This window comes from Candidatus Zixiibacteriota bacterium (assembly GCA_040752815.1).
Classification (GTDB): domain Bacteria; phylum Zixibacteria; class MSB-5A5; order GN15; family FEB-12; genus JAGGTI01.
Genome location: JBFMGC010000011.1, coordinates 17,734 through 44,414, shown reverse-complemented (window position 1 = coordinate 44,414; position 26,681 = coordinate 17,734). Strand labels below are relative to the sequence as shown.

Here is a 26,681-nt window from a genome sequence, read left to right as displayed (position 1 = left end):
CCTATTGAATCATCTGAGCTGCAAGTTGCCCGCAGGCCGCGGCGATATCCTGCCCCCGGCTCTTGCGCACAGTCACAGCCGGTGTCCGAGGATACAGCATTCTGGCAAACCAGTCAACCTGCTCGTCCGATGGCCGCGTGAAATCAAGACCCGGCACCGGGTTATAGGCCAGGACATTAATCTTACACGGTATCCCCTGCACCAGCCGGGTCAAACTGAGAACATCCTCCATGGTGTCATTGAAGCCTTCGAAGAGGATGTATTCAAAAGTCACGCGCCGACCGGTCTGCTGCGTGTAGTACCTGATCGCGTCCATTAACTTGTCGAGCCTGTAGGTGCGGGCGACCGGCATGATAGCCTCGCGCTTCTCCTGGAACGCGGCGTGAAGAGACAGCGCCAGGTTCGCCTTCAATTTCGAGTCGGCATACCTGCGGATGAGCGGAGTGATACCGGAAGTCGAGACCGTGATTTTCCGGGCGGCGATGCCGAGCCCCAGAGACGAGGTCATTATCCGCAGCGCCTCGACCAGGTTATTGTAGTTGTTGAAAGGCTCCCCCATACCCATGAAGACGACATTGGAATAAGCGTCGGCCCCGTAAGACTCGCGCACGTGCAACAACTGCCCAACGATTTCGCCCACCGAGAGATTTCGTTTCAGCCCCATGGTGCCGGTAGCGCAGAACCGGCAGGCCAGGGCGCAGCCGGACTGGGACGAAACACACAACGTCTGCCGATCTTCATCGGGGATCAGCACCGTTTCGACCGGCAGACCGTCGTCGAGACGAAACAGGAATTTGACCGTGCCGTCTTTCGATTCCGATTTCATCTGTAGGCTCGGTAATCGGAATTCGTAGTTGTCCAGCAAACGAGTACGCACCTCTTTGGAGAGGTCGGTCATCGACTGAAAGTCATACTGCCGGTTATTGTACAGCCACTTGAAGAGCTGCCTGCCCCGGTACGGGCGTTCGCCCATCTGCTGGAAAATCTTTTCCATTTGACTGACGGTGTTGCCGAGCAGGTTTTGTCGAATCATAATGGGAATCTAATGCGGAACGGCCAAAGGACAACGGTCTGCATAGCATTCCGGGCAGTTTCTTTTTCGTTGGGCCGTGGCGGACGAGGACGTCCACCACGCACGAATTCTGCCGCGTTGGCGCGTGGTGGGCGGGGATGTCCACCACACACGGGTCACGGATGTCCTGTGTACTGGGGTTGCGGTCACGGCTTGACACCTCCCGGCCGATACGGTATCATGGACAACGGTTTCGGGGTGTGGCGCAGTCTGGTAGCGCACATGCTTTGGGAGCATGGAGTCGGAGGTTCAAATCCTCTCACCCCGATTGAAACTAATCGAGTCATTCGGTATCCCAGTTGCCTTCCAGCCACATGGGGTCCTAGCCGATGTCGGCCAAACAGCAAAGCGCCCCCTCGTGGAGGCGCTCGCTGGACATTCTTTTAACAAGACGGGGTACCGTTGTTACTTGGCCGCCTCGGTCTTGATCGCCGCAGCGTGGGCCCCTTTCTCTTTCAGCTTGGCGAAATCGAAGTCCTTGGCTGTAGCCGCCAGCTTGGCCGGAGCCTTATCGTTATGGCACTTGGCACAGGTCTTGGCGTCCGGAATAAGCAGCCCGGCGGCCACCGATGCCTCCCGGCTTTCCATAACTGACTTCTTCTTGTAATCCGAACCAGGCCCGTGGCAAACCTCGCACTGCACGCCGGTTAGAAGCTCACCCTCGGCGGTAGTCCCGGTCGTATAATAGGGCTTTAGCGCCTCGTTCTTCTTGTCTTCCTCGGACAGTTTGTCGAAAGCGGTGGCGTGTGCAGTTGCCGACCAGCTGTCGAAAATTCCGTCCTTCTTGTGGCACAGTTTGCAGGCCTTGACACCGACATACTGGTGCTTGGCCGGCTCGGTCTTGGCGGCCTCCTGGGCCATCAGCGACCCCGTGAACGCCAGAACCGCAACTGCCGTAAACATCACGCTCAACCAACGGAAACTCATCGAAAACCTCCTGAGGTTGTCATTTTGGCCCGCAACGGCGGGCCCGAACCACATATTGCTGCCTGCAAATATGCGCCCATGAGGGGCGCTTTTCAAGCATAATATTACACGGTCCATTTCAACCTATTCTACCCGTCAATTGTCGAGAAGGATGAGTCTTTTTTTCCGCATGCCGCGGGCGGCTCAGCCCGACAGCGTCGGTGCAGTCAGATAGGCCTGAGTAAGCTGCTCAAAGCTGCAGCCTGAGACCGTCCTCAGCCAGGGTGATGTCCCCCACCCCGGCGGCCTCGATCCGCCCCCGAAGCGTGTCGAGCTCCTCGGGGCTGCCCAGATGGGTTAGAATGTACTTTTTGACGGAGGATGACTTCGCGTATTGGATCAGCTTGCTGAGCTCAATGTGGGTCGATTCTATGAGAGCGTAGTCAAGATCGCGCAGGTGCGGGATGATTTCCTCGAACGAGGCAATATCCGCCGAATAGAAAAGACGCGCCTTCTCGGTGGCAATCCTAAACGAATGGCACTGCATCCGATTGGGGATATCGTATTGCTCGATTATCTCGGCGGCCTTCTCAAGGTGCTGATTAGCATGAGCAGTGAGTTCGAACCGGTCGCCCTGGAAGCTGAAACCGTCAGCGTAGCCCCGAATGTGCAGGTCGAGGGCGAGATGCTGCGGAAACATATAGACCGCGTTGAGCCAGGACAAAAACGGGCGCACAAACTCGTCGGGCACGAAGACGTCGAGCCGCCGATTCGCCCGAAGCACGTGCAGCATCTGAATCACGAGGGAAAGCTCGCAACAGTGATCCGAGTGCGTGTGACTTATAAACACCCGGTCGAGTTTCAACGGGTCAAACCCCTGCCTTAGAAACGACGATGTCACTCCTCCCCCGCAGTCGATCAGGCTGAGGCTGCCGCCCGTGTCCAACAGATACCCCGAGCAGGCGCGGTTCGCCTGCGGGAGACCCGACGATGACCCCAAAATGGTAAACGAATCCTGGGTCATCGGTCCAGCACCTCGGCCAGCCGACCGGCGGCCTCCTCGCAGTCAGCGCGGGAGGCATCGAGATGAGTGACAAAACGGAGTGTTTTTGGCCCGAAAGGAACGGCAAGCACCCCGACACCCTTAGCCAGGGCCAGCACCTGCTCGGCACTCTGGCCGGAAACGATGTTCACCAGAATGATGTTGGTCTGCACCCGGGACATGTCGACCTCGAGGGCCCTAATCTCTGCCAGCCGTTCCGCCAGGAAGCGGGCATTGGCGTGATCTTCCGCCAGACGCGGGATGTTGTTTTTCGTCGCGTACAGACCGGCCGCCGCCAGGATGCCGACCTGCCTCATGCCGCCGCCAAGAATTTTGCGCCGGCGCCGCGCTTTGTTAATCAAATCCTCGGATCCGACCACCATTGACCCGACCGGCGCCCCCAATCCCTTGGAGAGACAGCACGAGATCGAATCGAACGGCCGAGTCAATTCCGGCAGCGAAAGCCCCGTGGCGACATGGACATTCCAGATGCGGGCGCCGTCAAGGTGAAACACCAGCCCGAACTCATCACAGACCTCCCTGACTTTGACAATCTCATCCTGTGGGAGAATAGTCCCGCCGTGATGGTTGTGCGTGTTCTCCAAGGCGACCATTTTGGTCTCGGGGCAATGCAGGTTTTTTGGGCGAATGAGGGCGCGGACCATGTCGGCGGTGATCATGCCGCGCTCGGTCGTGATCAGGTTGACCAGTAGCTGAGAGTGCAGGACTGGCGCGCCACCCTCATAGTTGACCACGTGGCACTCCCGATCGCAGAGCAGCTCCCAGCCGGGGCGGCTCTGCACATTGAGGCAGATTTGATTGGCCATCGTGCCCGACGGCACGAACAGCGCCGCCTCGCGCCCGAACAGACCGGCTACATACCTTTCAAGTTCTTTGACCGTGGGGTCGTCGCCGAAGACATCATCGCCAACCTCCGCGGCGGCGATGGCCTGGCGCATGGCCGGCGACGGTCGGGTAACGGTGTCAGAGCGGAGATCGATAGTTTTCATGGGCGGGAATATATCGTCGCGGTTGACCTTTGTTAAGCTAATTGACGACTGAAACGTGCGGTGATCGCTGCACAAAAAAACGCCTCCCGCAGACCGAAGTCCGGAGAGGCGTTTCACAGTTGTACTGACTGATCAGAGTTGCGGAGTCACATTGAGAGCCTGGGGGCCTCGATCAGTATGGGTGATTTCGTACAAGACTTCCTGTCCTTCTCTGAGAGTCTTGTAGCCGTCCATCCTGATGGCAGTGTAATGAACGTAGATGTCGCGATCCGACTCACGATCAGCAATCAACCCCCAACCTTTGTTCTCGTTGAAATATTTGACTCGGCCTTTGGACACAAGTACACCTCCAGTACCGTGTGAAAAGTTTCCGGTTTGAGCTCCATGCTCTACATAGATTATACGCCCCCCTCAAAATTGACGCCAACAAAATCTTGAAGAAAATCGGTCCACTACGCAGAGTTCTGAACATAGCCGAACGGAAGCCGCGCAACTTGTTGTATCCAAAAGAGTTAGATGCGCGGTTGAATTCTGTCAGCTGCTTTCGAGTATCCTCTGGAGTAATGTCATCGCCAGACCTGAGACAATCGGCACGCTGATGTTATCGTCTACTTTGAGCGAGACTGCTTCGGTGATCGTGGCCACAGTCGCCCCCACCAAAGCGACCGTCAAAGTCAAACCAGGCGCAAGCACTGCGACCAGAGCCGTGCCTACCAGGCACGCCACGGAACCCTCGACAGATTTGCGCCCAAACCGGTGCCGGCCGAACTTGCGTCCGACCAGGGCGGCGAAGGTATCGCCGACTATGATGAACGCGATCGCGGCGATCGCCACCGGCTTGCTGTACATCGCAATAGTCATACACACTGAGATGAGAATGTACGTGGCGCCGGTGAAATCGCCGAGCTGCTCATGACCGCGCACCATTTGGCCGCCAATCCGCGAGGCGAAATTCCGCCAGAAGGCCCATTGACGAAGGCGCGAGATATCGATCAGGAGCATCGCCAGCGCGATCGGGATCAGAATGGCCAGGGCCTGGCGGGGAGACAGTCCGAGGACATAATAGCCCGTCGGGATCACGAGGGCTGCCATGTGAGTCCCTTTCCGCCAGAGTTCCTGGGAGAAGGGGATCTCACCGGCCGTGGTATGCTCAGAAGTAGGAGTCACTGCTTGGTCTGGGCAGGGTACGCGGGTGATTCCTCTGGGAGAGGCGCGGAAGCTCGAACGGCGGAAGCACTCCCGGAAACCGCACCTGCTGCTTGCGAAATAGTTCATCGCGGAAATCGAACCACTTTTGCCGCCGATACTGCTCGATCAGCAAGCTGCGAATCGCTCCCGCCGCCATGTCCAGCGACTGCGGATACTCCCGTTCCAACACTCTGGCGATATGATAGCCGCGCGGTGTTCTCACGACCTTGGTTACCCGACTGGCGTGCGTGCGCCGAAGCGCGTCGAACAAGACTGGGTCGACCGAGCCCTCTTTAACTACGCCCATGTTTTCATAGATAACCGAATACCCCTCTTCCCTGCCGTAGTATTCAGCCAGGTAGGGCAGCGTGAATCCCGATTGTATCTGCTCGCGCAGGAAATGAGCCAGCTCTTCTTCCTGCACCAGGAGCTGCTCGGCGCGAATGAACAGAGGCGGGTTGAACACGTGGTAATGTTCTTGATAGTACTGCGCGACGGCCGAATCGCTGGGCGCCCAGGTGTCAGGATTGTAAAGCAAGGCCAGGCGCAGGGCTTTCACAGTTTCGCGCCAGACCTGGCGCTCGGTGGCCCGATGATTGGGGAGCGTGTCCAGCCCCAGGCTGCGGGCGGCCTGCACGATTATGAGCGGGCCGGCCGCGTGCATCACCATAAGGCGACGCATATCCGGAGTAGTGTTGCTGACCTGATAGCTCTTGCGGTAGTCGTCCTCGAGTCCCTTCAGCCGGAAAAAATCAACCGTGTCGGTCTTATTGACAACCGCCGCCCAAACCGAATCCGCCACGAGATGAACAATCGTATCGGTCAGCAACAGGTCGTTGTACTCGAATACGGCGGCGCTACGAAGGCTGTCCACAATCCGGTTCGCCCGGCCCGAGCCTTTTATGTTGAAAACCGCATTGTACGCTCTGGTGTATACCCATGACGAATCCAGCGGCTGGGGACCGCCGGGATTATAAGCCGCCCGGTAGAGCATATGCCATCCGTCGGCATCCTTATACGGCACCGAGTACTCGCCATCCTGCAGCGAGAAGGCGATTGAATCGAACGGGTCCACGTAAACTCCGCGTCGTGTCCACCCCAGATGTCCCCCCTTCTCGCGAGACATGACATCGTGTGAGAAATTGAACGCTACGTTCTGGAATGGCTCGCCGTACTCCAGTAATTGATAGAGCCGATGAACGAACACTTCGGCGAAAGCATCGAGGTCCTCACGCGTGAAGCGCGCCACCAGCAGCGAGTCTCGTCCCTGGCGAAACCCGAGTGGACTGCTTAGAATGTGATAGATGTTCACCTGTTCCGGCAGCGAGAATTCCTCGGCGTGGCTGTGGTAGTAGTCGATTACCTCCTGCGAGTCGATCGCAATTGTCGACCCGACCTGGTTCGTCCAGAACAGGTGCTCCAGAGCGGCGTTGGTGCGGTCACGATATTCGCGGTACTGGTACCAGTGCTTGCCGAGCTCGAATTCGTCAACGGTCAGACCGATCAACGTGTCAACTGTCACGCTGTCCCGAAATGCCTGAATTACAGAATCGGAGACCGGCCCGCCGACCGAGGACACGCGGCTGAAATAGATCAACTCATAGAGGTGCTTGGCCGGAATTCTAAGGCCCGGCTCGGCTTCGACCACGTTGTAATTGAGGCGCTCGAGAGTGTCCCATCCGACCGGCGGCGGACCCCCGCAACCGCTGAAAATCAGGCTGCAAGTCACCAACGTCAGGCCGAGGCCAACACAAACGCGCATTCGTTACTCCATTCCCGGTAAAATCGAGACTCCAACTTATACATCCGGGGGCCGAAATCAAGGCCAAATGGATTAGAACGGCGCAACTGAAGCGCGCTCATCGGTAGGGGTCAGGCCGGGCGCAATCGAACGGCCCAGCGTGTAACTGCTGAACCAAACCGTAAAGGTGGTTCCTTCGCCGGGAAGGCTATCCAGGTCGAGGCGCAAGCGCAGCGCATTGCAAATACGATGGACTATGGCAAGACCCAGGCCGGTTCCTGATTTCTTGGTGGAGTAAAATGGCTGGAAGATCTTCTCCTGCAGCCTCGGTTCGATACCGGGGCCGTTGTCGCCAACGCTCAAGCGGATCACATTTTCACCCGGGCCGCGCTCCAGGCGAAAGGTCACATCCCCGGGACGGCCATCAAACGACTCGCAGGCATTGATGGCCAGATTCATAAGCAGTTGCCGGATCAGGTCCTCATCGCCGAAAACATAGGCGATCGATTCATCGGTCTCGAACCCAAGCGTAATGTTGTCCGCCACCGCCTCGTGGCGTCGCAAAAGCTCGCGGATGTCGGCGACCACGTGGCAGAGTTCTACTTTATTGTAAGCGGGGCGCCCCATGCGGGCGTAAGTCAGGAAATCGCTGAGGATCTTATTGAGCCGCTGGGATTCCTTGGTGATCAGGGCCATGAGCCGGTGGTTTTCTCCGTCAAGCTGAAGCTCCTTTTGCAGGACTTCAACCGACCCCGATATGGCCGCTAGGGGGTTGCGTATTTCGTGAGCGATCGAGGCCGAAAGCTCGCCCACTGCGGCCAGTCGGTCGCTGTTGCGGACTTTCTGCTCGAGTTCCTTGGCCTCGGTCAGGTCCGAGAATATGGCGATCACGCCGCGAAGTTCGCCGAAGTCCTCGGTAAGTATCGAGGTGGACAGCCCCACCGGCACACGCCGGTTGCTGGTATCGACAATTTCCAGCTCCCTCCGCGGGTAGCTTGATCGCGATAGTACCCCGGTCATCAGGCAGGCGGCCAGCTCCGGCATCCGCTCCGAGAACACCTCGGTGCAGGGCATCCCCTTGACGTTTTCTTCGGTGTAGCCGAGAATCCGTTCCGCCGCGCGGTTGAAGTATATGATGCGGCCGGCGGCATCGACCGTCAGCAGGCCGGAATTGAGGTGCCGCAGGATGTCATCCGTTTCGAGCCGCGCCCGCTTGAGCGCGCTGGAAGCGTCGTGCAACTGGCGCTCCTGGTGACTGAGCCGTTCGGCCAGATAGCCGGATATGAATGCCGTAAGATAGAAAACGAGCAGGTGCAGAAGGATACCGTAGAACGCCAAATCGTTCGAGGAGAAGATGGTCTCGAAAACCTTGACACTGAACTGACCGGCGACGTTACTCAATCCAAGCCAGATGGCAAGAACGTAAGCGGCCGACACCACTGACGCCACCACCAGGGTGCCGGCCACGCGGTAGGCCAGCGCCGCCGATACGATAGTAAGGACAAAAAGGGCTGAAAACGGCGAGTGCAGATTGCCGGTGACGAAAATTATCCCGGTCTCCAGCGTGATTTCGAGCAGGAACTGCAGAGCAATCAGTACCTGAGTCACCCGGGTCAGACGAGACCTTTTCTCCAGCGCGAGACTGATCGCGAACGCCAACGTCACGAACGAGTAGAGGATGACCTGAAAGTGCAGATACCGGGGGTAGTGCATCCAGGCAACGACAATAGCGATCAGGACCACATAGGTGGCCAGTCGCAGCGGCAGAAACAAGCCGAGTCTTTGAGGCGCAGAAGTACTATCCATATACGGCAAACGGCCCGCCGTGGCGGGCCGCCTGACTCACTTACTTGAACGCAACCGAAAGCGCCACGCGATCAGTTGAACTTTCCAATTATGTCGAACATCGGCAGATACATCGCGATCATAATGCCGCCGATCACAATGCCCATGAACACGATGATCACCGGCTCGATCACCGAGGTCAGCGCGCTCACGGCCGCGTCTACTTCCTCGTCGTAAAAGTCGGCGATCTTGTTCAACATCTCGTCCAGGCCGCCGGTCTTTTCGCCGACGCCGATCATCTGGATTACCATTGGCGGGAAGACGCCGGACGTCTTCAACGGTCCGGTGATGGTATCGCCCTCAGCGATGGCCACGACCGAGCGGTTAATCGCCCGCGCCACGACTTTGTTGCCCGCCGTCTTGGCGGTGATGTCAAGGGCTTCCAGAATCGAAACGCCTGAGGCCAGAAGTGTCGCCAGTGTGCGGGTGAAACGCGCCACTGACGATTTCCTGACCAGATTACCGAGGACCGGAATCCGCAGCATAGCCTTGTCCACCGCCATACCGCCGCTGGGGGTGCGTTTCCAATAAAGGAACACCGCCAGCAGACCAACCGACCCAAAGAACAGGTATAGGATGTTTGAACTCAGGAAGTGCGATATCGCCAGCACCACTTTGGTGGGCTCGGGAAGCTCAGCACCGAGTCCGGCGAACATCTTGGCGAACACCGGCACGATAAAGGTCAACATACCAAATGTGACCAGGGCGGCGACAATCATAACGACGCTCGGGTATACCATGGCGCCTTTGACCTTGCGAATGAGCTGGTCGGCCTTTTCGCGGTAGACCGCAAGGCGGACCAGGATGGTATCGAGCGCTCCGCCGACTTCACCGGCCTCCACCATGTTGGTGTAGAGCTCATCGAATATTTTCGGATGCCGCTTCATCGCATCGGAGAGGGTTGCGCCGCCCTGTACAGCCTCGCGGACCTGGTTGATTACCTTCGCCAGTTCCTTGTTCTCGGTCTGGGCGCCCAGGATTTCGAGACACTGCACCATGGGCAGGCCGGCCCCAATCATGGTCGAGAACTGGCGTGTGAAGCGGGATATTTCGACCCTCTTGATGCCGGTGCCAAATTTGATATCGATCTCGGCGGCCTTTTTGTTTATCGATACCACCATGATCCGGTTCTGGCGCAGCACTCGCTCCAGATCGGCGCGGGTGTTGGCCTTCATGGTGCCCTGGACTGCGGCCCCGGCCAGGGTCTTGCCCTTGTACTCGAAAACTGGCATATCAGTATTCCTTTCTCATTCCGATCTCAGCACGCCGCCTCAGGCGTAGGCCGGCGCTTTCTGCCGCGAGAGCATTTCGCTCAGCTCCTGCTGGTTGTGGCTGGTGCCCATGGCATCGTTGATGGAAATCTTACCGGCCTGGTACAGCTCGGCCAGCGACTGATTCATCGTCTTCATTCCGTATTTTTGGCCGGACTGGATCATCGAGTACAATTGATGGATCTTGTCATCGCGGATGATCGCTCTGACCGCCGGCGTGGCAATCATGATTTCCATGGCGAGCACCCGCCCGCCGCCGATTTTCGGTATCAAAACCTGTGACACCACGGCCTGCAGCGTGAACGACAGCGTCACCCGAATCTGCTCCTGCTGATTGGTCGGGAAGACGTCCACAATTCGGTTGATCGTCTCCGCGCACGAGTTGGTGTGCAGCGTGGCGAAAGCCAGGTGGCCGGTCTCCGATATCGAGAGCGCCGATTCGATCGTCTCCAGGTCACGCATCTCACCCACCAGGACCACGTCCGGGTCCTCGCGTAGGGCGTACTTCAGTGCGGACGCGAACGACGGCGTATCCGAGTATACCTCGCGCTGGTTTATGAGCGCCATCTGGTGGCGGTGCAGGTATTCGATCGGATCTTCCACCGTGATTATGTGCACCGGGCGCTCTTTATTGACTTTGTCGATTACGGCCGCGAGCGTGGTCGATTTACCGGAGCCGGTCGGGCCAGTCACGAGTACGAGGCCACGCGGCAACTTGGCGAAATCCGATATCACTTTAGGCAGACCAAGCTGCTCAAAAGTCTTGATCTCATAGGGAATCTGGCGCAGAGCGACTGCCGCGTTGCCACGCTGCATGAAGATGTTGGCGCGGAACCGGCTCATTGATTCGATACCGAAAGAAAAATCAAGCTCCCAATTCTGTTCGAATTTTAGCTTCTGTTTCTCGTTGAGCATCGAATAGGCAATCTTCTTCGTTTCCTCACTGGTGAGCATGTCATAAGGCATTCGCTGAAGTTTACCGTCAACCCGCACCACGGGCGGGGATCCGGCGGTGAGGTGCAGATCCGATGCACCCATTCGAACCATCTGTTCCAGCAATTCGCGCAACGAGACCATCGAGAACTCCTCTTTCTGCGAAAGCGGTTTTGACTCCCAAAGTTGTTCTCTGTCTGTTATCGGTAATCAGAGCAGAATCTTGACCGCCAAAGTGCCGGTAGGCCGGTTTAAGTGATTGACGGGCAAATGATTCTGGGGGGGACGATAAAGCCTGGAGAGTGTTAGTTCGTACCGGTCACAGAGAAAACTTCGTCGATACTGATGACGCCCTGCTTCATCTTGTCCACCGCCGCCATGCGCAGCGAGAACATCCCCTCGTCCATCGCGACTTTTCTAATGGCGGAATCGGCAGCCTTTTTGAGGATCATCTCTTCGATAGCCGGAGTTACCGGCATTACCTCATAGATACCCGTTCGGCCCGACTTGCCGGTGTTGTTGCAGGCGCTGCACCCTTTCCCCCGGAACGCGCGAATACCCTTGAGCATCTCCGGCCCCATCTTGAGCGCTTCCACTTGCTCTGCGGTCAGGTTGACCTCTTCCTTACACTTCTGGCAGATCTTTTTGACCATGCGCTGGGCCATGATGAGCTGCGTGGCCGACGCCACGAGGTAATTGGGCGTACCCATATCGATTAGACGAGTCACCGACGAGGGCGCGTCGTTGGTGTGCAGCGTCGAAAACACGAGATGGCCCGTGAGCGCCGCCTTGATGGCGATCTCGGCGGTCTCACTATCACGAATCTCACCGACCATGATGATGTCCGGGTCCTGACGAAGGAATGAGCGCAGGGCGTTGGCGAAGGTCAGTCCGATGTCCGGCTTGACCGCTACCTGATTAATCCCCTCGAAATTGAACTCGACCGGGTCCTCGGCGGTCATGATGTTGACATCGATTGTATTCAACTGCTGAAGCGCGGAGTACAGCGTTGTCGTCTTACCTGAACCCGTCGGGCCGGTGACCAGCACAATGCCGAACGGCGCGTGAATGCGCTCATGGAAGCGAGCCAGGTCGGGCTCGCGAAAACCGAGCTGGGTCATATCTATCCGCAGCGCCATCGGATCGAGAATTCGCATTACGACCTTCTCGCCGAATATGGTCGGCAGCACCGAGACACGAAGGTCGACCGTGCGACCGGTGATCTTGATCTTGATGCGCCCGTCCTGGGGTAACCGACGTTCCGAAATGTCCAGTTCGGCCATAATCTTGATACGCGACACGATGGCGGCGCGGTATTTGAAGGGCAGCGGGGCCATCTCCTGAAGCTCGCCGTCGATACGGTAGCGCACGCGAATCTTCTTCTCGTACATCTCGAAGTGGATATCGGAAGCCCCCATCCGGATGGCGTCGCCGATGATCGAATCCACCAGCTTGACCAGAGGCTTGTCCTGAATCTGAGACATCAGGTCGGTCTCGGAGGGGATGTCCTCGGTGGAAACGACCTCGAGATCCGGATCGTCTTCGAGACCTTTGACGATTTCAGACAGGGCGCCGGTGTCGGCGTAGTATTGCTCGATCGCCTTCTCGATTTCTCTTTCGGGCGCGATCGCCGGCTGGACATTGCAACCGGTGATAAACTTGATAGCGTCGAGTACGTAGATGTTATTGGGGTCGCTGATGGCCACCAGCAGCGTCTTGCCGATCTTGCTGATGGCGATGACTTTGAACTTGCGGGCGATATCGAGCGGGATGAGCTTGACTACTTCGGGGTTGAGCTCGACATCGCTCAGCCGCAGCGCACCGATCTTAAGGTGCTTGCCGACAAAGTTTATGACCTCGTCTTCCGAGGCGACCGCCCCCAGGTCAACCAGGACTTTGGAGAATTTTTCCTTGGTCTGTTTGGAACGTTCCAGTGCCGCATTCGCCTGATCCTGGGTGATCTTCCCCGCTTTTACCAGAATGGCACTAAGTTCCGCAGACATAATCAGCCTAATACTTCAGCAAAGGACCTCGTATTATTGAATGACCTCCCGGACTTTCGGTCCGGCGGCGGCTGGGGTCAATCCTGGAAGATGTCGTTCAGCCTTTCCTGCGCCTTGTCCGAGAAATCCCCGCTTAGCGCTTCGGCTGGTTCTTTCCGCTCCCGGATGTTCTTGAACACCCGGGCGAGCTCATCGGCCGTCTCCTTGGCGTACAGGCGAACCATACCGATCGTGGTGCGATCGTCGAATATAACTACAAGAATGGAGCGGTCCCCCACAATAGACATGTGGATGTGGTCTTTCTTACCCTGGTGGAAGAGCACCGAAAACTCGGATTCGCCGACCAGCCGGGCGATTTCCCGGGTCGAGGCGAAAGAGCCCGCCAGCAGTGCCGCCAGCGCAGTGGTATCAAGCGAGTGGGTAAAGCCCTGTCGCGTGATCAGGTGGCCGTCCTTGTCCACCAGCAGAGCGCACTTGGCCTCGGCCCCTTTGAGCATCTTCTTCAGAAGTGCATCAATGGTTGCTATTTCTTCTTCGTAGATAATCAGACTGTCGTCAGACATAGTGTCCTCCAGGCAAAACTATTTGATCCCGAACAGGCGCTTGAAAAAGCTGCGTTTCTTGTTCGCGGCGCGACGCCTGAGCGAGGGGGCCATCTGGGGTGTATTCATCGAACCGGCGCCGGTCGCGTGCTCACGTGAATCGGAACCGATGTTTTTCTCTAATGATGCCGCCGGCAGCTCCCGTGGTGCGGACACGACAGGCACGCGGCCCGTGCGACGCTCCGCAGACATCTGGCGATCACTGCCCGGATACGGACGAAACGCGGGATCGGGAGCTACCGCCACTGTCGGCTGCGACGGAGCGTTCCACTCACTCGCCGCGGGTTGCGCGGCGGTTCTCCAGTCGGGTGCGGCGGTTACCGGCTGGGGCGAGTCGGTTCGAGTCGGAATTGTCTCGGCGGTCGGCTGCGGCGCGGCGGCCACCCGCTCACCGGATGGATACGGCGCCGCTTCCGCTGGCGGCGGCGCTGCCCGTTGGCTCATCGCCGACGATCCGGCGGATTTGGCTTTGTCCAGCACCAGCTTTATGATCAACTTGAGGGTGTCGAATACTCCTTTTCCTGATGGCGCCGAGGCCTCGAAAAAAGGCAGGCCTCGGGGATTAAGACGGGCGTTGAGTTCCTGAACCGACAGCACGTTCGGCAGGTCACGCTTATTGAACTGCAGCACCAGCGGCAACTGATTGATATCGTAGCCGTATTCGCGCAGGTTTTCTTCGAGGTTGGCCAGCGACTCGATGTTCTCATCCATCTTGTCCGCCTGGCTGTCGGCGACAAAAACCAGGCCGTCCACGCCTCGAAGCACCAGCTTGCGGGTAGCGTTGTAGTAGACCTGTCCCGGCACCGTATACAACTGGAACTTCGCCTGAAAATCGTTGATCGTGCCTATATTGATGGGCAGGAAATCGAAGTACAGGGTGCGGTCGGCTTCGGTGGCCAGCGAGATCAGCTTGCCCCGGGTGTTCTGCGGCACCTTCGAGTGGATATACTGCAGGTTGGTCGTCTTGCCGGATAAACCCGGTCCGTAGTAGACAATTTTGCAGCATACCTCACGAGCCGAGTAGTTGATTGAGACCATATAGAAAGTAATCCTATTCTCTGACTGATCAGGTCGACAGCTTGAGCTTGTCTATGGCGTTTCGTATCTCCAGACGAATCAGCCCGATGTTCACCACCTTTTCGGTAGTGACCACGAGTATGCCCAGGCTGGCGTCGGTGAAGAAGAGCTTGGCATCGTCCGCCTCTATTGTCACCTGAGTCCAGGGCGTGGTGTCCAAACGGTCCAGGGATTTCTGGATGTTGGACGTGATCGACGCCGCCAGGGCGCCGACTGTCTCACCCTCGAAACCGGACGCCATGTCGGCGGCAATTACGATACCGTCGTTACCGACTACCATTGAGCCGGTCACACCGGGCGTCTTATTGAGATCGCTAAGCACTTGGTACATGAACTCTCTCCGCGTTCGGGTGCAGTTTATTGCCGTAACGCTCGGCGACAAACTTATTAATCATCTCCAGCGCCTGGTTGATGCGGATGTTGAGCAGGTCATCATCGTGGCGCTCGGCCAGGACCATCAGGTAGAGACCCTCGGGCCGCGCCACAACCAGGCGTTTATCTTTTAGTATTAAGTCGACTTTTTCAAGACCGTCCAAATTCCCCCGCTCCAGCACCTGGCCGCTCTCCCCCACGACCAGCAGAGCCAGCGGCGCCCAGTCTTCAGGGCGGACCTGACCGCGCTTGAAGCTGCCCAGAGTGAGTCCCTCGCTGTCCACGATTGTCGCCAGCTGCACGGCGCTGTGTTCGCCAAGGTAATAGACGGCTCTATCGAAACCGTTAAGTTCACGCATGGAGTCCGCACTCCGGTGGTATGCTGCGGAATCGGGTTTACGGGCAGCCGCGAATGCCGGGACCTTCGGCGCCTCCGGGGCCGCCTTAGGCTTGACCGGAACGTGTGCCGGGCGGACAAACTCCGCGCGCGTGTCGGTCTGAATTGGCGGGGCAGCCCGACGCCGTACTGGTTCATCACCATAGAGCTGATCGACCACCGGCTTGAGCACGAACGGCGCCAGCGCTATTTGAAACAGTATAGCGGGGAGATAACCGGACATCCCCAGCGTGAGTGATACCCTGGTCTGCAGCGAATAGACAGCCGCCAGCAGCAGTCCGAACACTGCGCCGAGGGCGAGGCGGTAGATCAAACAGACCCCGGCTCCCTGAATCAGCCGAAGCAGCGTGGTACTGCGGTGGAATATGAATATCACAACGCCGTAGTAAACCAGTTCGTAAAGCGCATTGACCAGGGAGGCCCGGGCAATATCGGTCCCGAGGCGGGACGGAAACACCACCAGAGGTACAATCACCGCACCCAAAGAGAAGATGATGATTCGTCGGTTAGTCTGACCGGTCATTTCCATATCTGCCCTGCCTAAAGTATCTGCACTCGTTCGACCAGCGTGGCCATCCTCATTCGCAGCGAACCGAGATTTACGTTGGCGTCGCTCATGATGACAAACATCCCGCCGCTTACGCGGATGATATAGAACACCTGGCGACCCGTCTCGATAAGCACTGCTCCAACCCGGCCAAATGAAATCTTCATCAGCTCCTGGTCGAGGAACTTGCTGACCTCAGCCATGGACGCACCACATACCGCCGGATCGGCTTTGGAACTCCACTTCGTCTCGAGGACCAAGCCTTCCGAATTGACATACAACGCCCCGCCCACACCGCCTATCTGAAGCGATTCGGCCAGCATCTCAGCCGGACTCAGGCGGGTCGGAGCCAAGGGTCTTGGCACGGGCGCAGTCGGCGTGACCGGCTCAGGTTTTACCGGCTCCGGTTCCGGCTCCGGGCCACCAAGCTCAGCCTGTTGTTCCTGCGGAATGCGCAGAGCGATATCGAGCAGGCGCTGAACATGATCGTTGCCGGGATCGGATGCGGCGAGCCGCTTGAGTAGGCGGATGGCGGCCTGGTACTCGCCCTTGTATATGTAGATCTCCGCCAGAAGGAGTTCGATCGTCCGGCTGTTCCCGTCGACCTGCCGCGCCCTCTCCAACTCGGCTTCAGCCCAATCGTAGAGACCGCGATCAAGGTTGACCCTGGCCATCACCATGTGGGCGGCGCCGTAGTTAGGATGCAGGCGCAGGCCATTGTGACAGACCTGGAACGCCTTTTCCAGTTCGCCCTTTTTGCGGTACGCCTCCGCCAGCGCCGCGAAGATCTGCGAATTGGGATCCATCTCCAGTATCTTCTGGCACTTGGTGATGCGATTATCGATTTCCAAGTCGACTGTCATTAGCTTCCGCTCGTAACTTCCGAAATATCAATCGGTTGCCTGAGAGGTCGAATCCGGGCTGTGGTATTTATATATCTCCCAAGCGGTTATGTCAACACAAATAAACTCAGCTCAAGACCTTTTTCGTCTCGAAAACTCCGTAGAAGAACACTCCCGCGGCGATTGCCGTCAAAGCCGGAGCCACCCAGGCCGGGATGGGTGCAATCTCGGTCACCCGCACCAGAGTGAGGATTTGAGCGAGCGCCAGGACGCCGAAACCGGCGATAAAGATCTGCCACGCCCGGCTAAGGTAACCTCCGCGAATGACTCCCAAGAGCTGGAAGCCGACCACGATGGCCGCCACCGCGAGGCCAAGCACCACCAGACTCAGAAAATTCGGCGGGCTGACAATCACACCCAGGTTGGCCGCCTCGCTGCGGCCGACCAGGCCAAAAACCAGAACCAACGTAGTTATGCCGGTCATCTTCATAACGAACCCCTCAAAAGCTTCACCATTTTGTCGGCACGCTTGATCGTACCGTAGAAATCTTCTTCGATGTTGTACCGTTTGACCAGATCGCGCCGACTGGCCAGCGGTTCCGATATTTCCATTTTCACTTTGGTCATCGTGTCATGAAAGACCCCGTCGCCCAGAAGCTGGTAGACATACAGGAGCTGCTCGGAAAGCATCCTCTCCAGTCCGGCCATGAGCTGATGATAGCGGATGTGTTCGGGCATGGAGCGCACGGCCGCCACAAACTTTTCAAATGGCGGCATCAGGTCGGAGCGGGGATCTACCCCAGGGAAGAACGTGGTCAGGCCGGAGCGGTACTTCGATGCGAACGACGGGTACTTGGTGTTCTCGCCGCCCAGCATTTGGGCTACGCGGGAGTGCACCTGATAGAAACAATTTGAGTACAGCTTGAAGACAATCGCCAGCACCGCCTCTTCCTCGTCCTCGAGTTCCGCATCCTGGGCCTTTTCGCTCTTGCCGGCCACCTCAACGAGGTGATTGACAATCAGACGGTAGAGCGCTCGGCAGGTGACGAACTCGCCCATAGGCGAGAGATTGATCAGCTCGGGGAGGGTTCGTTCACCGTTGATGAGCGACAGCAGGCGGAACTCATCCATCGAAATGGTCAGTTCTTCTCGGTTCGACTTAGGTGACTTGGAGATGCGCAGCAGAACGTCGTCGGCCGGAAGTACTTTCTGAATCTCCATCCACTCGTCGATTCGGCGCGTGCCCTCCATGATCACGTTCATGGTGGCCAGCTCGATCAAAAAGGGCGCGTTGCGCGGCGCGACTCCCTCGTGGAAGACAAAATCGCCCTCCTGCCACGAGAACAGGTTGTACACGATCTCCTCGATCTGGAGCTTGAGGCACTCGGCGATCTCATTCTTGTCGAACAGCCCCATGTCGATCAGGGTCGTGCCGAGCTGGCGGCCGGTCTGTTTGTGCAGGCCGATCGCGCGTTCGAGATCCGACTTGGAAATCCGCCCCCGTTTCAGCAGCATGTTGCCGAGCAAATCCTCCGCGCTGTTGACCGACGACGCGTACACGATATTGCCGTCTTTGAAGGCAACTTCCTTCTGGCGGGTCGTGGTACGGCACTCCAGCATTCCGGTTTTCTTGCCGGTGGCAAGAAGCTGAAGGATGTCGGGGAACGCCACTGTTCTCAGATTACCTGATAAACTCATCTTAGTCACTTCCTGGACATAGTTCGATAGGCAGTCTGGTCCTGTTTTGACGCCAATTCTTTATAGTTATCGGGCCAAAAGGGGCTTTCCTTTAAGCGAAAGGGCAGCCAGCCGGGGCGCTGTTGGGCAGGATCGCCCTATGGCACGCTAAATCGACATCCCTTGGCGCATGAGCTCTGAGACTAATCAGCGAGGGAGGTCGATTTCGATCATGCCAAGGCGCGACAAATCCTGCACGAAGTCTGGGGTGACGGCATCGGTGTCAAATTCGACATCCGGCCACGAGGCTCCGGACGCCTGTGCGATTTCTGAACAGATGATTCGGTCATATCGGGCTTCTGCAATCCGGCGCCAGTCTTCGGAGTTTGGCGTCCAGCGTCCGCTGATTACCAGTAAACGGTTCTGTGCCTCAGGTAGTGAAGACGGCCGATGCAGCGACGTCGACTCCACAACTTCAATTTGAGCGTCGCCGACCCGAATGCCGACATACCCGTCTCCAAGGTGGCATCCCGACCGTCCCGTGGAATCGATTCGGCCGCCGAACGGGACAATGGCGCCGGCGTATGCGATGTCACGACGAAAGCCCTGCGCGTCACTGACCGTACCTGCAAGACCTCGAGCTATCCAGATGGTGTCAGCGGAAAACCGCTGCGCCAGCCGCAGAATGTAGTCCATGGCATCGAAATCTGCGGCCAACACCACCAGGTGGCGAAGCCGTGAGACATTTTGACGGCGCAGGTTCGGGACGAGCATGCTGGAATCGGCGGCGTAGGCCGTACGGGTGAGATTGGTGATGACGAGATCGCCATCGGCTTGTTCGGGTGTCGAGAGCGTAACGCTCAATCCGCCGGGGATGCGTTCGATTCGCAATCGTGCTGAATCGCCGTCCAACGATGCCGCGACACCGGCGACGAGGTATGCGTTTGCTGCCAGAAGAACTCCGAATACAACAACCTTTCTGGCCCATGTGCGGACGATTGCCACTACAGTCAGAGTGAGCAGCACATAGATAAAGACGACTATCAACGACCCCAGGCTTGAAGCGAAAAGCGCACCGGCCCCCAGAACCGGCATGTGGTCGCCACCGAAAACCTGCAGGACTATCACGACTGCGTTCAGCCAGAGATTCACTAGGCTGCCCACCCAGGCGCCGAGCAATGGCCATATTAGATCAGCTACCAGCAGGACGAGTATACCAATGACGCCGACTGACACCAACGGCACAACTGCCAGATTGGCCGCCAGAGAGATGACGGGAATTCGCTCGAAGTACAGCGCAATCAAGGGTGTCGAAAACAACTGCGCGACCAAAGCGACCATTGCCGGCAAGACCAGCCACCGATACCAGCGACGCTCGTGAACCGGCTGGAACAGCACGGCCAGCCGCGGCACGACAAAAACCAGCCCCCAGGCAGTCACGAAAGACAACTGGAAACCTACGTCGAAAAGCTGCGCCGGCCGAACGAGCAAGACGATCAACGCCGTCACCGCGATGATATTGTTCAGATCGAACGGGCGTCCGAGCAAGCGCGCACCCAGAACAAGCGCTGCCATAATAGACGCGCGCATGACCGACGGGTCCCCGTAAGAAACCCCTGCGAATACAGCTATAACAATCAGGAGAACGATCGAACGGGTGGCAGGTCCCAGCCAGAACGGGCGCATCACCCACAGAAAGAAGATGATCACCAGGGCCACGTTGGCGCCGGACACTGCCAGCAGGTGCAGCGTGCCGCTGTCGCGAAACAGGGTGTAGACGGCAGGGGGAATATCCCTGGTTTCGCCGATGAGGAAACCGCGCGCCAGGGCCGATGTCACCGGGCTGAGGTTTCGGTCGAAGCTCGCGCGAATGGTCTCCCTGATGTCATCTACAATCGGCCAGAAACCGACAGGGGGGCGCCGATCCACATGTACGCTTAGCAGGGTGGGCAGGAAAGCCTGCGCGGAAATTCCCCGCAGGTTGAGATAGCGACCGTAATCGAAGTCGTCGTGTCGCCCGGCACGCACCGGGTAGACGCGCGCAGAGAAAGCGATGCGATCGCCGCGCTGGAGCAAAGTGGTGGTGTCGGTTACCTTCAAAAGCAGGCGTCCGTAGACTCGACGAGTCTGCGAAGCAGCAGCGGAGCGGAAGGAGAGCGAGTCGACTTCAATAGTTATTTCGGTCCTCCCCCGTCTCATTTCAGGCCAGTCGTCGACCTGTCCGAACACCCGGCACAGCGTGGGTACCGCGAGGACCTGCCGAATATGATCCGTGCCGCCGACATGGAACCGCAGCGTGAAGCTGACCGCAGCCACCGCAGTCAGAGCCAACCCGGCCAGGAGAGCCGACACGGCCCAGCGCTCCTTCCTGCGCTGCCATACCGCCAGCGCCAGGGCAATTACGCCTACTGAGACACACAACGCCAACGGCGGCGTAACCAGGTACGCCGCCACGATTCCAGCGACTACAAAGCCAAGTAGGAAAAGACTGGGATAACTTTTCAGCACAGTCCCCCGCTCACAATTATGTCCGTCGCCTAATTCGATTTTGGATGAGCCGCATCTCGGGTACTCTCAGTATTGCACATAGAAGCAGATACAGGATCACGCCCACCGTAAACTTCGCCCCGAATTGCCAGAGCCTGGCGATGCCCTCGGGCCAGTCAGATGATGCGGGAATGGGAAGCATTGATGCACCATAAAACGCGACGGCCGATGCCACGCCAACTTTCACGAAACTGAACAAGAGGGGTCGGTACTCCAGGCTTACCCCCTTTCGCGGAAGATACACGAGAAGCAAAGCGAAATTTACCAGACCGGCAATCGATGTTGCCGCGGCCAGCCCGGCGAAGCTGAGCAGCTTCATCAGGGGATAATAGAGCGCGATGTTTACAGCGACGGAGATTATCGAAATCCGCATCGGTAGCGAGGAATCTTTCAGGGCATAGTAAATCGGCACGGTCACGCGGACAGCGGCAAAGCCGATCAGCCCGTACGAATAATGCAGCAGCGCCAGGCCGGTGTTGACGGTGTCACCCTGCGAAAACCGCCCCCAGCGATAGATAACGTCGACCAGATCGGTTCCTATGATCGCCAGAAACGCCGCCGAGGGAATGATCAGAAACAGGTTGAGGCTGAGGGACTCCGAAAGCGCCGCGCCGAGGCGATCAAATTCTCTACGGGCGGCCAGCTCGGATGCGTTGGGCAGAGCGACCGTGCCGAGCGCCACAGCGAACACCCCCAGCGGGAAGTGCATCAATCGAAAAGAGTAATTGAGATACGAGATTGAACCTTCCACCAGGTATGACGCCATCAAAGTGCTGATCAGGATGTTCACCCGGCTGGCGGACATCCCGGCTACCATGGGCAGGAACATTCGGAGCACCTTGCGAAAACCTTCGTCAAAAAAGGTGAAACTCCAGCGGAAGCGGAACCCGATTCGCCAGAGCTGCGGCAGTTGCATCGCCAACTGGCCGAGTCCGCCCACCAGCACACCTATGGCCATCGCGTAAATCGGAACGTCAAACCATTGATACATGATAAACACACAGGCGATTATCCCCAGGTTGAACATGGCGGGCGACAGAGCAGGGACTCCGAACCGCCCAAACGAGTTCAACATACCCATCACCAAAGCTGAAAGCGATACGAGCAACAGGTAGACCCACATGATGCGGGTGAGATCGATGGTCAGGGCGAATTTCTCTGCGTCCTCCGTAAAGCCGTTCGCCGAAATGAAGATCAGCACCGGCGTGGCGATCATTCCCAGCAGAACGATCGCACCGACCACCAGCAGGATCGCCGAGGCGACCGTACGCGCAAGGGCAAATGAACTGTCCTCCGATTCGTTCACCAGTTTGTCTTTAAAAATCGGCACGAACGCGGCGGACAGCGCCCCCTCGGCAAAAAGATCGCGCAGCAAATTGGGAATGCGGAAAGCGGCTACGAAGGCGTCGGTGGCCATCGACGCGCCGAAGAAATAGGCCTGCGCCTGCTCGCGGACGAGGCCCAGGACACGGGAAATCGCGGTGGCGCCGGATACCTTGCTGACCGAGGCCACCGTGGAACTTTTCGTCCGGTTAGCCGTTGACAAAGCAGCCCCGCCGATTATATTCCATGGTTGAGTTGTTCACAGAAGCATGAAAGGATGAGAGTTGCCGAATCATAAGTCGTGCGAAAAGCGCATGAGGACGTCCGAGGCGGAACGCAACCGGAACCGGTCGTTCCGTTCGCGGCTGCGTCAGGCCATCAAGGACGTTAGAGTTGAAACCCGAAAGGACGAGGCTGTCCTCAAGTTCAAGGAAGCCACGATAATTATCGACAAAGCGGCCGGCAGCGGACTCATTCATAAGCGCACCGCCGCCCGAAATAAATCCCGTCTGGCCCAGTTTGTCGCCAAGCTATCATAGCTTTTCATTATCGAGCCACCCAACCAATTAAACCCCGCGCCCGACCCCGGCGCGGGGCTTCTTTCGTTTCCACCTGCGCGGCGAGCGTCGTCTATCCAACTTAGGAACTCACCGCCCAAGGATTCAACAAGTTTTTGCCGGGAAGCGCTTGGGCGACTGGACTCGCCCGAGCCATGAGTCACACTTTACGGTCGAGCGGAGGGCGCGGGGCCACCAAGAAAGAGATACTCGATCAGCACGAAGACGTCGCCGATACTGACCCCCGGATTGGCGTCCATCTCCGCAGCGGAAGGGTCGGGGAGCGGGCTCTGACTGATGAAGAGGTGATCGATCAGGATCGTAATGTCAACTACGTCGATAGTTCCGGAGTTGTCCAGATCCCCTTTGTTGAAATGCGCCGATACGCCAAAGTACTCGAATACTTTGGTCATCAGAGCGGTGGCCGAAGCCGGAGTGAGATAGTACAGTGGGAACGATAATAGCACCCGCTTGCCGTTGGCGGTCTCATACGCAAGTCCGACCGGCTGATTCTCCCATTCCGGAAGGTCCAGGAGCGAATTGAAGCGAAGTATGACCTGCGCGCCGGGGCGGCCGGTCAGCTTGGCGATATCGCGCCATTCGTCCACTCCTCGGGTGGGATCGATCTGCACCGAGGGCCAGCCGTCCTGACCGAAGGCCCCGATAAAATCAAACTGCGCCGTGTAATCATAGTACGATAAACCGAATTCACGGTAGAGCAGGTGCGAGGTCGGCACTGATTTGGCAGACCATCCGTACCAGGTCCGGAACCCGGAGATGAGCATATTGGTGCCGTGCTGGGAGAACTCATCGAGGGCGGGTGCGCTGGCGGCAATGTTCTTAACAATCACGTCGTCGTCAATCCAGAGCAGCGTGCCATACTGGCCGATCGTCGATAACGTCACCGGACCGCCGTATTCGTCGGACGGCGCCACGCCGAAGCCGTTCGTACCGAGAATCGTGTCAAGCCAGGCTTCCTGCTGGGCCTGCGTGGGGTCATCGTCGTGATCCTTCACAAATCCATCCCCGATCACCGGCCCACCGTCGTAGGTGGCCGGGTAGATCAGCACCGCCTGAGACATGGGTGACTCGTAACCGTCATTATCGACCGCGGCCACGGCATACTGGTAGCCCACGTGCGGAGTAAGGTCGTAGTCTGTCGCCGAAGTATCGGTGATGCCGTCCTGAATGGTCAGCCATACTCCCACATCTCTAACGCGGCGATACAGCCGGTAGTGAGACAAATCCAGTTCGTTGTTCGACCGCCAGGTCAGATCGACGCGCATCTGGGAACCGTGGGGGCTTCCGGAGAATGACGACGGCGCTCGCGGATACAAAAGCGGTGTGCCGCTTGCTCCAACGCCGTACAAGGCGCGATATCCGTTAGGCGCCACCCCCAATGCCAGGATATAGGCGGTCTGGCCCGTAAGTAACCCGGTGATGGTGACATCACACTGGCCGACCGGAGCCACAACCGAATCGGTGTAGTTCCCTGGCGCACTTCCCCAGTAGACCGTGTATTGGCAACCGGGGTTGCAATCCGACCAGACGACTTCGAGCGATTGACCGTCGCCGACATCAGCAATGCTGGTTATTCGCGCTGGAAATGCGGCATCCGCCACGACCGCGAGCGAGGCCACCGCCGTCTTAGTAACTTCGGCAAAGTACGGGATGTTCAGCCGCGAGGTCAGGTCGAGGTTGGTGTGCCATCCGAGGGTATTGAAATCAGACTCGATGTGGTTGACAATAGGAAAGCCGCGCTGGTCAAACGGGTAATGGTCCGAACTCGAACCGGCGGAGGCGGTCACCGGAATGAGGTCACTTACTCGCACGGCGCTGGCAATGGAGAAATCGCGATAGGCCGTGATGTCGCCCGACGAGAACTCGAAATCCCAGTACGAATTGGCCGTAAAAGCAACCATATCGAAATTGTACATGACCTCCAGTTTCGTTCCAGCGGTGACAAAATCTGCCGAGGCATTCTGGGACCCTACAAGGCCGATCTCCTCGGCGCCGAACGGCATGAAGATCACCGTCTTGCGGAGCGGAACATTGGCCAGCACGCGGGCAGCCTCAAGGGTCAGCGCCGTTCCCGATCCGTCGTCGTCGGCCCCGGGGGCGTAGATAAACCGTCCGGGCGACTGATCGCTGCGTACGTAAGAGTCATAGTGGCCGCCGATCACGATCACCTTGTCCGGCTCTGCCACGCCCGGCTTCACCGCCTTGACGTTGTAATGCCAGGCGCCGCCATAGTAGAACGCGGGAGTGGTAACATCCGTATACCCCCAGTCACGGAACTTCTGGGCGATCCAGTCGCGCGCACGCAGGCACGAATCGGTGTAAGTGTAACGGGTGCGGAAATCTTCGAGACGCTGCACAAAGGCCCGCAGGGAGTCCTGATTTACGCGATTAGTGAGCGAATCCGACGGGTAGGTATCCACCAGCGGAGCAGCAACCACGGGGTGCGGATAGAATATCGGCACGGATAATTCGCTCAGACTGACCGTCTCGAGCTGGGCATCATCAGCCACCGAGGCGGCCTCAGCGCGAGTCAGTTGCATGATTCGGATGTCGCGCCCGAGTTCGATCACGCGGCCAAACGCCTCGAGATCCAATATCATCGGCGCTTTGGGATGATCGAGCGCATAGATCTGATAGACCGCGGCAGGGTCGGCCTCTTCGAGCAGCAATTCGAACTCGAGCCCGGCCGACGACAGCATACCCTGTTGCACCAAATCGGCCGTCACCAGGAACCGGTTGCTGCTCCGAATATAGGCGGTGCCTACAATGGACCGGGCGACCTCAGCATCTGAGTCGCTGCTAATGGTCACCAGTCCGATTGGCTCCGCCAACAATTCAACACTGCCGATAAGGCTTAACGATACGGTTAGAACAAGAGTCGCGACTATTCGGTGACGTCCGTGGGTTGTCATCGGGAATTGTCCTGTTTCCGGGAATTGATCATGTGCCACCCATAGGACGCGAGTACCGTCGCGCCTGTGTAACATATTGTGGGACCGGGTAGTTTCGCCGGTGACCACTGACTCAAAGTACCCTCGAACAGGTTTTTGTCAAGGAGACTGACCGGGTTTGGGGGCCTGCGTATTACAGCACAATTCCCTTTTGGATGGGACAAAACCGGACTCTCGGCCGACCGGTTCGTTGCGGCCGAAGCGGAGGCGGCTGGTTCTGGGGAGTGCACGGGAAATTCTCCGGGGCCGCCCACACCTTGTTCTGCCTTGGCTGAATAAAGACGAGTTCAGTATCAACGCGGGATTGGTATTCGTTCAGCACCTTGCGGCGGCCGCGGCGCGCCTTGAGTTGCGGGCCGTCATTTAAGATCGCGAAGACGAATTCCGGACAAGAGCTGTGCACCCGCACTGCGGTGATCTTCTGCGCGGCTAACGAGGTTTGTACGAAGCGAAGCAGGGCGAAAAAGGCGCCGAATTCAAGATCGACCGGATCCCCCTTGGCCATGCATTTGAAGATGATGCCGTGGCTCGGAATAGCGAACAGAATCAAGCCCTTACCGAATCCCTGAGCCTCCAGCCAGGGCTCCTGAAGCGGTCTGTGGAACGAACCTATGTAGCAGTCTACACGCGGGATGCCGGCGGCCATCCTGGGCTAAAGAGCAACCCGAGTGCCGCTCTCCGGCCGGAGGTTAACACATTGTATATCAGCAGGATATGCTACGACTTCAAGTGCAGATTTCGCTAGTCCGCAGTGCCG

General features: G+C 57.9%; 23 protein-coding genes, 1 tRNA gene and 1 pseudogene. 3 read left to right on the top strand and 22 right to left on the bottom strand.

What is annotated here, in order from left to right:
• Nucleotide 1 precedes the first annotated feature (1 nt).
• A complete protein-coding gene (gene rlmN / locus AB1772_04680; protein MEW5795637.1) occupies nt 2-1,033 on the bottom strand; it encodes a 23S rRNA (adenine(2503)-C(2))-methyltransferase RlmN in 1,032 nt (343 codons plus the stop codon).
• A gap of 233 nt (nt 1,034-1,266) precedes the next feature.
• Between rlmN and AB1772_04675 the strand changes: the two genes are divergently transcribed.
• Nucleotides 1,267-1,340: transfer RNA gene (locus tag AB1772_04675), tRNA-Pro, on the top strand.
• 137 nt (nt 1,341-1,477) lie between these two features.
• On the opposite strand, the gene AB1772_04670 is transcribed toward AB1772_04675, so the two are convergent.
• The 12 genes from AB1772_04670 to AB1772_04615 all read right to left on the bottom strand — a co-directional run bounded on the left by AB1772_04670 (nt 1,478) and on the right by AB1772_04615 (nt 14,546).
• A complete protein-coding gene (locus tag AB1772_04670) occupies nt 1,478-1,999 on the bottom strand; it encodes a multiheme c-type cytochrome (GenBank protein ID MEW5795636.1) in 522 nt (173 codons plus the stop codon).
• Nucleotides 2,000-2,228: 229 nt separating this feature from the next.
• Nucleotides 2,229-3,002, bottom strand: a complete 774-nt coding sequence (locus AB1772_04665) for an MBL fold metallo-hydrolase (GenBank protein MEW5795635.1) — start codon at nt 3,000-3,002, stop codon at nt 2,229-2,231.
• Nucleotides 2,999-4,030, bottom strand: a complete 1,032-nt coding sequence (locus AB1772_04660; GenBank protein MEW5795634.1) for a GntG family PLP-dependent aldolase — start codon at nt 4,028-4,030, stop codon at nt 2,999-3,001. Before AB1772_04660 ends, AB1772_04665 begins: the two co-directional genes overlap by 4 nt.
• 132 nt (nt 4,031-4,162) lie before the next feature.
• Entirely contained in the window at nt 4,163-4,369 is a 207-nt protein-coding gene (locus tag AB1772_04655) for a cold shock domain-containing protein (protein ID MEW5795633.1), read from the bottom strand.
• 195 nt (nt 4,370-4,564) lie between these two features.
• A complete protein-coding gene (locus tag AB1772_04650; GenBank protein MEW5795632.1) occupies nt 4,565-5,122 on the bottom strand; it encodes a phosphatidate cytidylyltransferase in 558 nt (185 codons plus the stop codon).
• A 58-nt stretch (nt 5,123-5,180) separates the two neighbouring features.
• A complete protein-coding gene (locus AB1772_04645) occupies nt 5,181-6,980 on the bottom strand; it encodes a peptidylprolyl isomerase (protein ID MEW5795631.1) in 1,800 nt (599 codons plus the stop codon).
• A 72-nt stretch (nt 6,981-7,052) separates the two neighbouring features.
• Nucleotides 7,053-8,732 (bottom strand): ATP-binding protein, encoded by a 1,680-nt coding sequence (locus AB1772_04640; GenBank protein MEW5795630.1) that lies wholly within the window; start codon nt 8,730-8,732, stop codon nt 7,053-7,055.
• A 104-nt stretch (nt 8,733-8,836) separates the two neighbouring features.
• Nucleotides 8,837-10,036, bottom strand: a complete 1,200-nt coding sequence (locus tag AB1772_04635; GenBank protein ID MEW5795629.1) for a type II secretion system F family protein — start codon at nt 10,034-10,036, stop codon at nt 8,837-8,839.
• A gap of 39 nt (nt 10,037-10,075) precedes the next feature.
• Nucleotides 10,076-11,152: a type IV pilus twitching motility protein PilT gene (locus AB1772_04630; GenBank protein ID MEW5795628.1), complete on the bottom strand. Its 1,077-nt coding sequence runs from the start codon at nt 11,150-11,152 to the stop codon at nt 10,076-10,078.
• A 161-nt stretch (nt 11,153-11,313) separates the two neighbouring features.
• Nucleotides 11,314-13,011: a type IV-A pilus assembly ATPase PilB gene (gene pilB, locus AB1772_04625; protein MEW5795627.1), complete on the bottom strand. Its 1,698-nt coding sequence runs from the start codon at nt 13,009-13,011 to the stop codon at nt 11,314-11,316.
• A 77-nt stretch (nt 13,012-13,088) separates the two neighbouring features.
• Nucleotides 13,089-13,574 (bottom strand): roadblock/LC7 domain-containing protein, encoded by a 486-nt coding sequence (locus AB1772_04620; GenBank protein ID MEW5795626.1) that lies wholly within the window; start codon nt 13,572-13,574, stop codon nt 13,089-13,091.
• 18 nt (nt 13,575-13,592) lie between these two features.
• Nucleotides 13,593-14,546, bottom strand: coding sequence for an ADP-ribosylation factor-like protein (locus AB1772_04615; GenBank protein ID MEW5795625.1), 954 nt, complete (start codon nt 14,544-14,546; stop codon nt 13,593-13,595).
• Between AB1772_04615 and AB1772_04610 the strand changes: the two are divergent.
• Nucleotides 14,507-14,641, top strand: a pseudogene (locus AB1772_04610) (hypothetical protein). The gene AB1772_04615 and the pseudogene AB1772_04610 sit on opposite strands and share 40 nt — an antisense overlap.
• A 38-nt stretch (nt 14,642-14,679) precedes the next feature.
• Here AB1772_04610 and AB1772_04605 read toward each other — a convergent pair.
• The 7 genes from AB1772_04605 to murJ all read right to left on the bottom strand — a co-directional run bounded on the left by AB1772_04605 (nt 14,680) and on the right by murJ (nt 22,585).
• A complete protein-coding gene (locus tag AB1772_04605; protein MEW5795624.1) occupies nt 14,680-15,021 on the bottom strand; it encodes a roadblock/LC7 domain-containing protein in 342 nt (113 codons plus the stop codon).
• Nucleotides 15,005-15,982 carry a hypothetical protein gene (locus AB1772_04600; protein MEW5795623.1) on the bottom strand — a complete coding sequence of 326 codons (978 nt, stop codon included), beginning with the start codon at nt 15,980-15,982 and terminating at the stop codon, nt 15,005-15,007. The genes AB1772_04605 and AB1772_04600 overlap by 17 nt, the downstream gene beginning before the upstream one ends.
• Nucleotides 15,983-15,999: 17 nt before the next feature.
• A complete protein-coding gene (locus tag AB1772_04595; GenBank protein ID MEW5795622.1) occupies nt 16,000-16,869 on the bottom strand; it encodes a tetratricopeptide repeat protein in 870 nt (289 codons plus the stop codon).
• Nucleotides 16,870-16,975: 106 nt separating this feature from the next.
• A complete protein-coding gene (locus AB1772_04590) occupies nt 16,976-17,338 on the bottom strand; it encodes a hypothetical protein (protein ID MEW5795621.1) in 363 nt (120 codons plus the stop codon).
• Nucleotides 17,335-18,546, bottom strand: coding sequence for a DUF4388 domain-containing protein (locus tag AB1772_04585; GenBank protein ID MEW5795620.1), 1,212 nt, complete (start codon nt 18,544-18,546; stop codon nt 17,335-17,337). The genes AB1772_04590 and AB1772_04585 overlap by 4 nt, the downstream gene beginning before the upstream one ends.
• Nucleotides 18,547-18,732: 186 nt before the next feature.
• Nucleotides 18,733-21,033, bottom strand: a complete 2,301-nt coding sequence (locus AB1772_04580; protein ID MEW5795619.1) for a ComEC/Rec2 family competence protein — start codon at nt 21,031-21,033, stop codon at nt 18,733-18,735.
• A gap of 16 nt (nt 21,034-21,049) precedes the next feature.
• Nucleotides 21,050-22,585 carry a murein biosynthesis integral membrane protein MurJ gene (gene murJ, locus AB1772_04575; protein ID MEW5795618.1) on the bottom strand — a complete coding sequence of 512 codons (1,536 nt, stop codon included), beginning with the start codon at nt 22,583-22,585 and terminating at the stop codon, nt 21,050-21,052.
• A gap of 94 nt (nt 22,586-22,679) precedes the next feature.
• On the opposite strand from murJ, the gene rpsT reads away from it, so the two are divergent.
• On the top strand, nt 22,680-22,934 hold the full coding sequence (gene rpsT / locus AB1772_04570; GenBank protein MEW5795617.1) for a 30S ribosomal protein S20: 255 nt from the start codon (nt 22,680-22,682) through the stop codon (nt 22,932-22,934).
• 185 nt (nt 22,935-23,119) lie between these two features.
• Here rpsT and AB1772_04565 read toward each other — a convergent pair whose 3' ends face one another.
• Nucleotides 23,120-25,885 carry a M20/M25/M40 family metallo-hydrolase gene (locus AB1772_04565; protein MEW5795616.1) on the bottom strand — a complete coding sequence of 922 codons (2,766 nt, stop codon included), beginning with the start codon at nt 25,883-25,885 and terminating at the stop codon, nt 23,120-23,122.
• Nucleotides 25,886-26,057: 172 nt separating this feature from the next.
• Nucleotides 26,058-26,570, bottom strand: a complete 513-nt coding sequence (locus tag AB1772_04560) for a hypothetical protein (protein ID MEW5795615.1) — start codon at nt 26,568-26,570, stop codon at nt 26,058-26,060.
• Nucleotides 26,571-26,681: the final 111 nt, after the last annotated feature.

Excerpts from the sequence above, each read along its gene's own strand:
- AB1772_04620 (MEW5795626.1), bottom strand. The coding sequence starts at position 13,574 with ATGTCTGACGACAGTCTGATTATCTACGAAGAAGAAATAGCAACCATT.
- rlmN (MEW5795637.1), bottom strand. The coding sequence starts at position 1,033 with ATGATTCGACAAAACCTGCTCGGCAACACCGTCAGTCAAATGGAAAAG.
- AB1772_04585 (MEW5795620.1), bottom strand. The coding sequence starts at position 18,546 with ATGAGTTTATCAGGTAATCTGAGAACAGTGGCGTTCCCCGACATCCTT.
- AB1772_04600 (MEW5795623.1), bottom strand. The coding sequence starts at position 15,982 with ATGACCGGTCAGACTAACCGACGAATCATCATCTTCTCTTTGGGTGCG.
- AB1772_04660 (MEW5795634.1), bottom strand. The coding sequence starts at position 4,030 with ATGAAAACTATCGATCTCCGCTCTGACACCGTTACCCGACCGTCGCCG.
- AB1772_04650 (MEW5795632.1), bottom strand. The coding sequence starts at position 5,122 with ATGGCAGCCCTCGTGATCCCGACGGGCTATTATGTCCTCGGACTGTCT.
- AB1772_04595 (MEW5795622.1), bottom strand. The coding sequence starts at position 16,869 with ATGACAGTCGACTTGGAAATCGATAATCGCATCACCAAGTGCCAGAAG.
- AB1772_04565 (MEW5795616.1), bottom strand. The coding sequence starts at position 25,885 with ATGACAACCCACGGACGTCACCGAATAGTCGCGACTCTTGTTCTAACC.
- AB1772_04605 (MEW5795624.1), bottom strand. The coding sequence starts at position 15,021 with ATGTACCAAGTGCTTAGCGATCTCAATAAGACGCCCGGTGTGACCGGC.
- AB1772_04635 (MEW5795629.1), bottom strand. The coding sequence starts at position 10,036 with ATGCCAGTTTTCGAGTACAAGGGCAAGACCCTGGCCGGGGCCGCAGTC.
- AB1772_04645 (MEW5795631.1), bottom strand. The coding sequence starts at position 6,980 with ATGCGCGTTTGTGTTGGCCTCGGCCTGACGTTGGTGACTTGCAGCCTG.
- AB1772_04590 (MEW5795621.1), bottom strand. The coding sequence starts at position 17,338 with ATGAAGATGACCGGCATAACTACGTTGGTTCTGGTTTTTGGCCTGGTC.
- AB1772_04670 (MEW5795636.1), bottom strand. The coding sequence starts at position 1,999 with ATGAGTTTCCGTTGGTTGAGCGTGATGTTTACGGCAGTTGCGGTTCTG.
- AB1772_04665 (MEW5795635.1), bottom strand. The coding sequence starts at position 3,002 with ATGACCCAGGATTCGTTTACCATTTTGGGGTCATCGTCGGGTCTCCCG.
- AB1772_04630 (MEW5795628.1), bottom strand. The coding sequence starts at position 11,152 with ATGGTCTCGTTGCGCGAATTGCTGGAACAGATGGTTCGAATGGGTGCA.
- AB1772_04560 (MEW5795615.1), bottom strand. The coding sequence starts at position 26,570 with ATGGCCGCCGGCATCCCGCGTGTAGACTGCTACATAGGTTCGTTCCAC.
- pilB (MEW5795627.1), bottom strand. The coding sequence starts at position 13,011 with ATGTCTGCGGAACTTAGTGCCATTCTGGTAAAAGCGGGGAAGATCACC.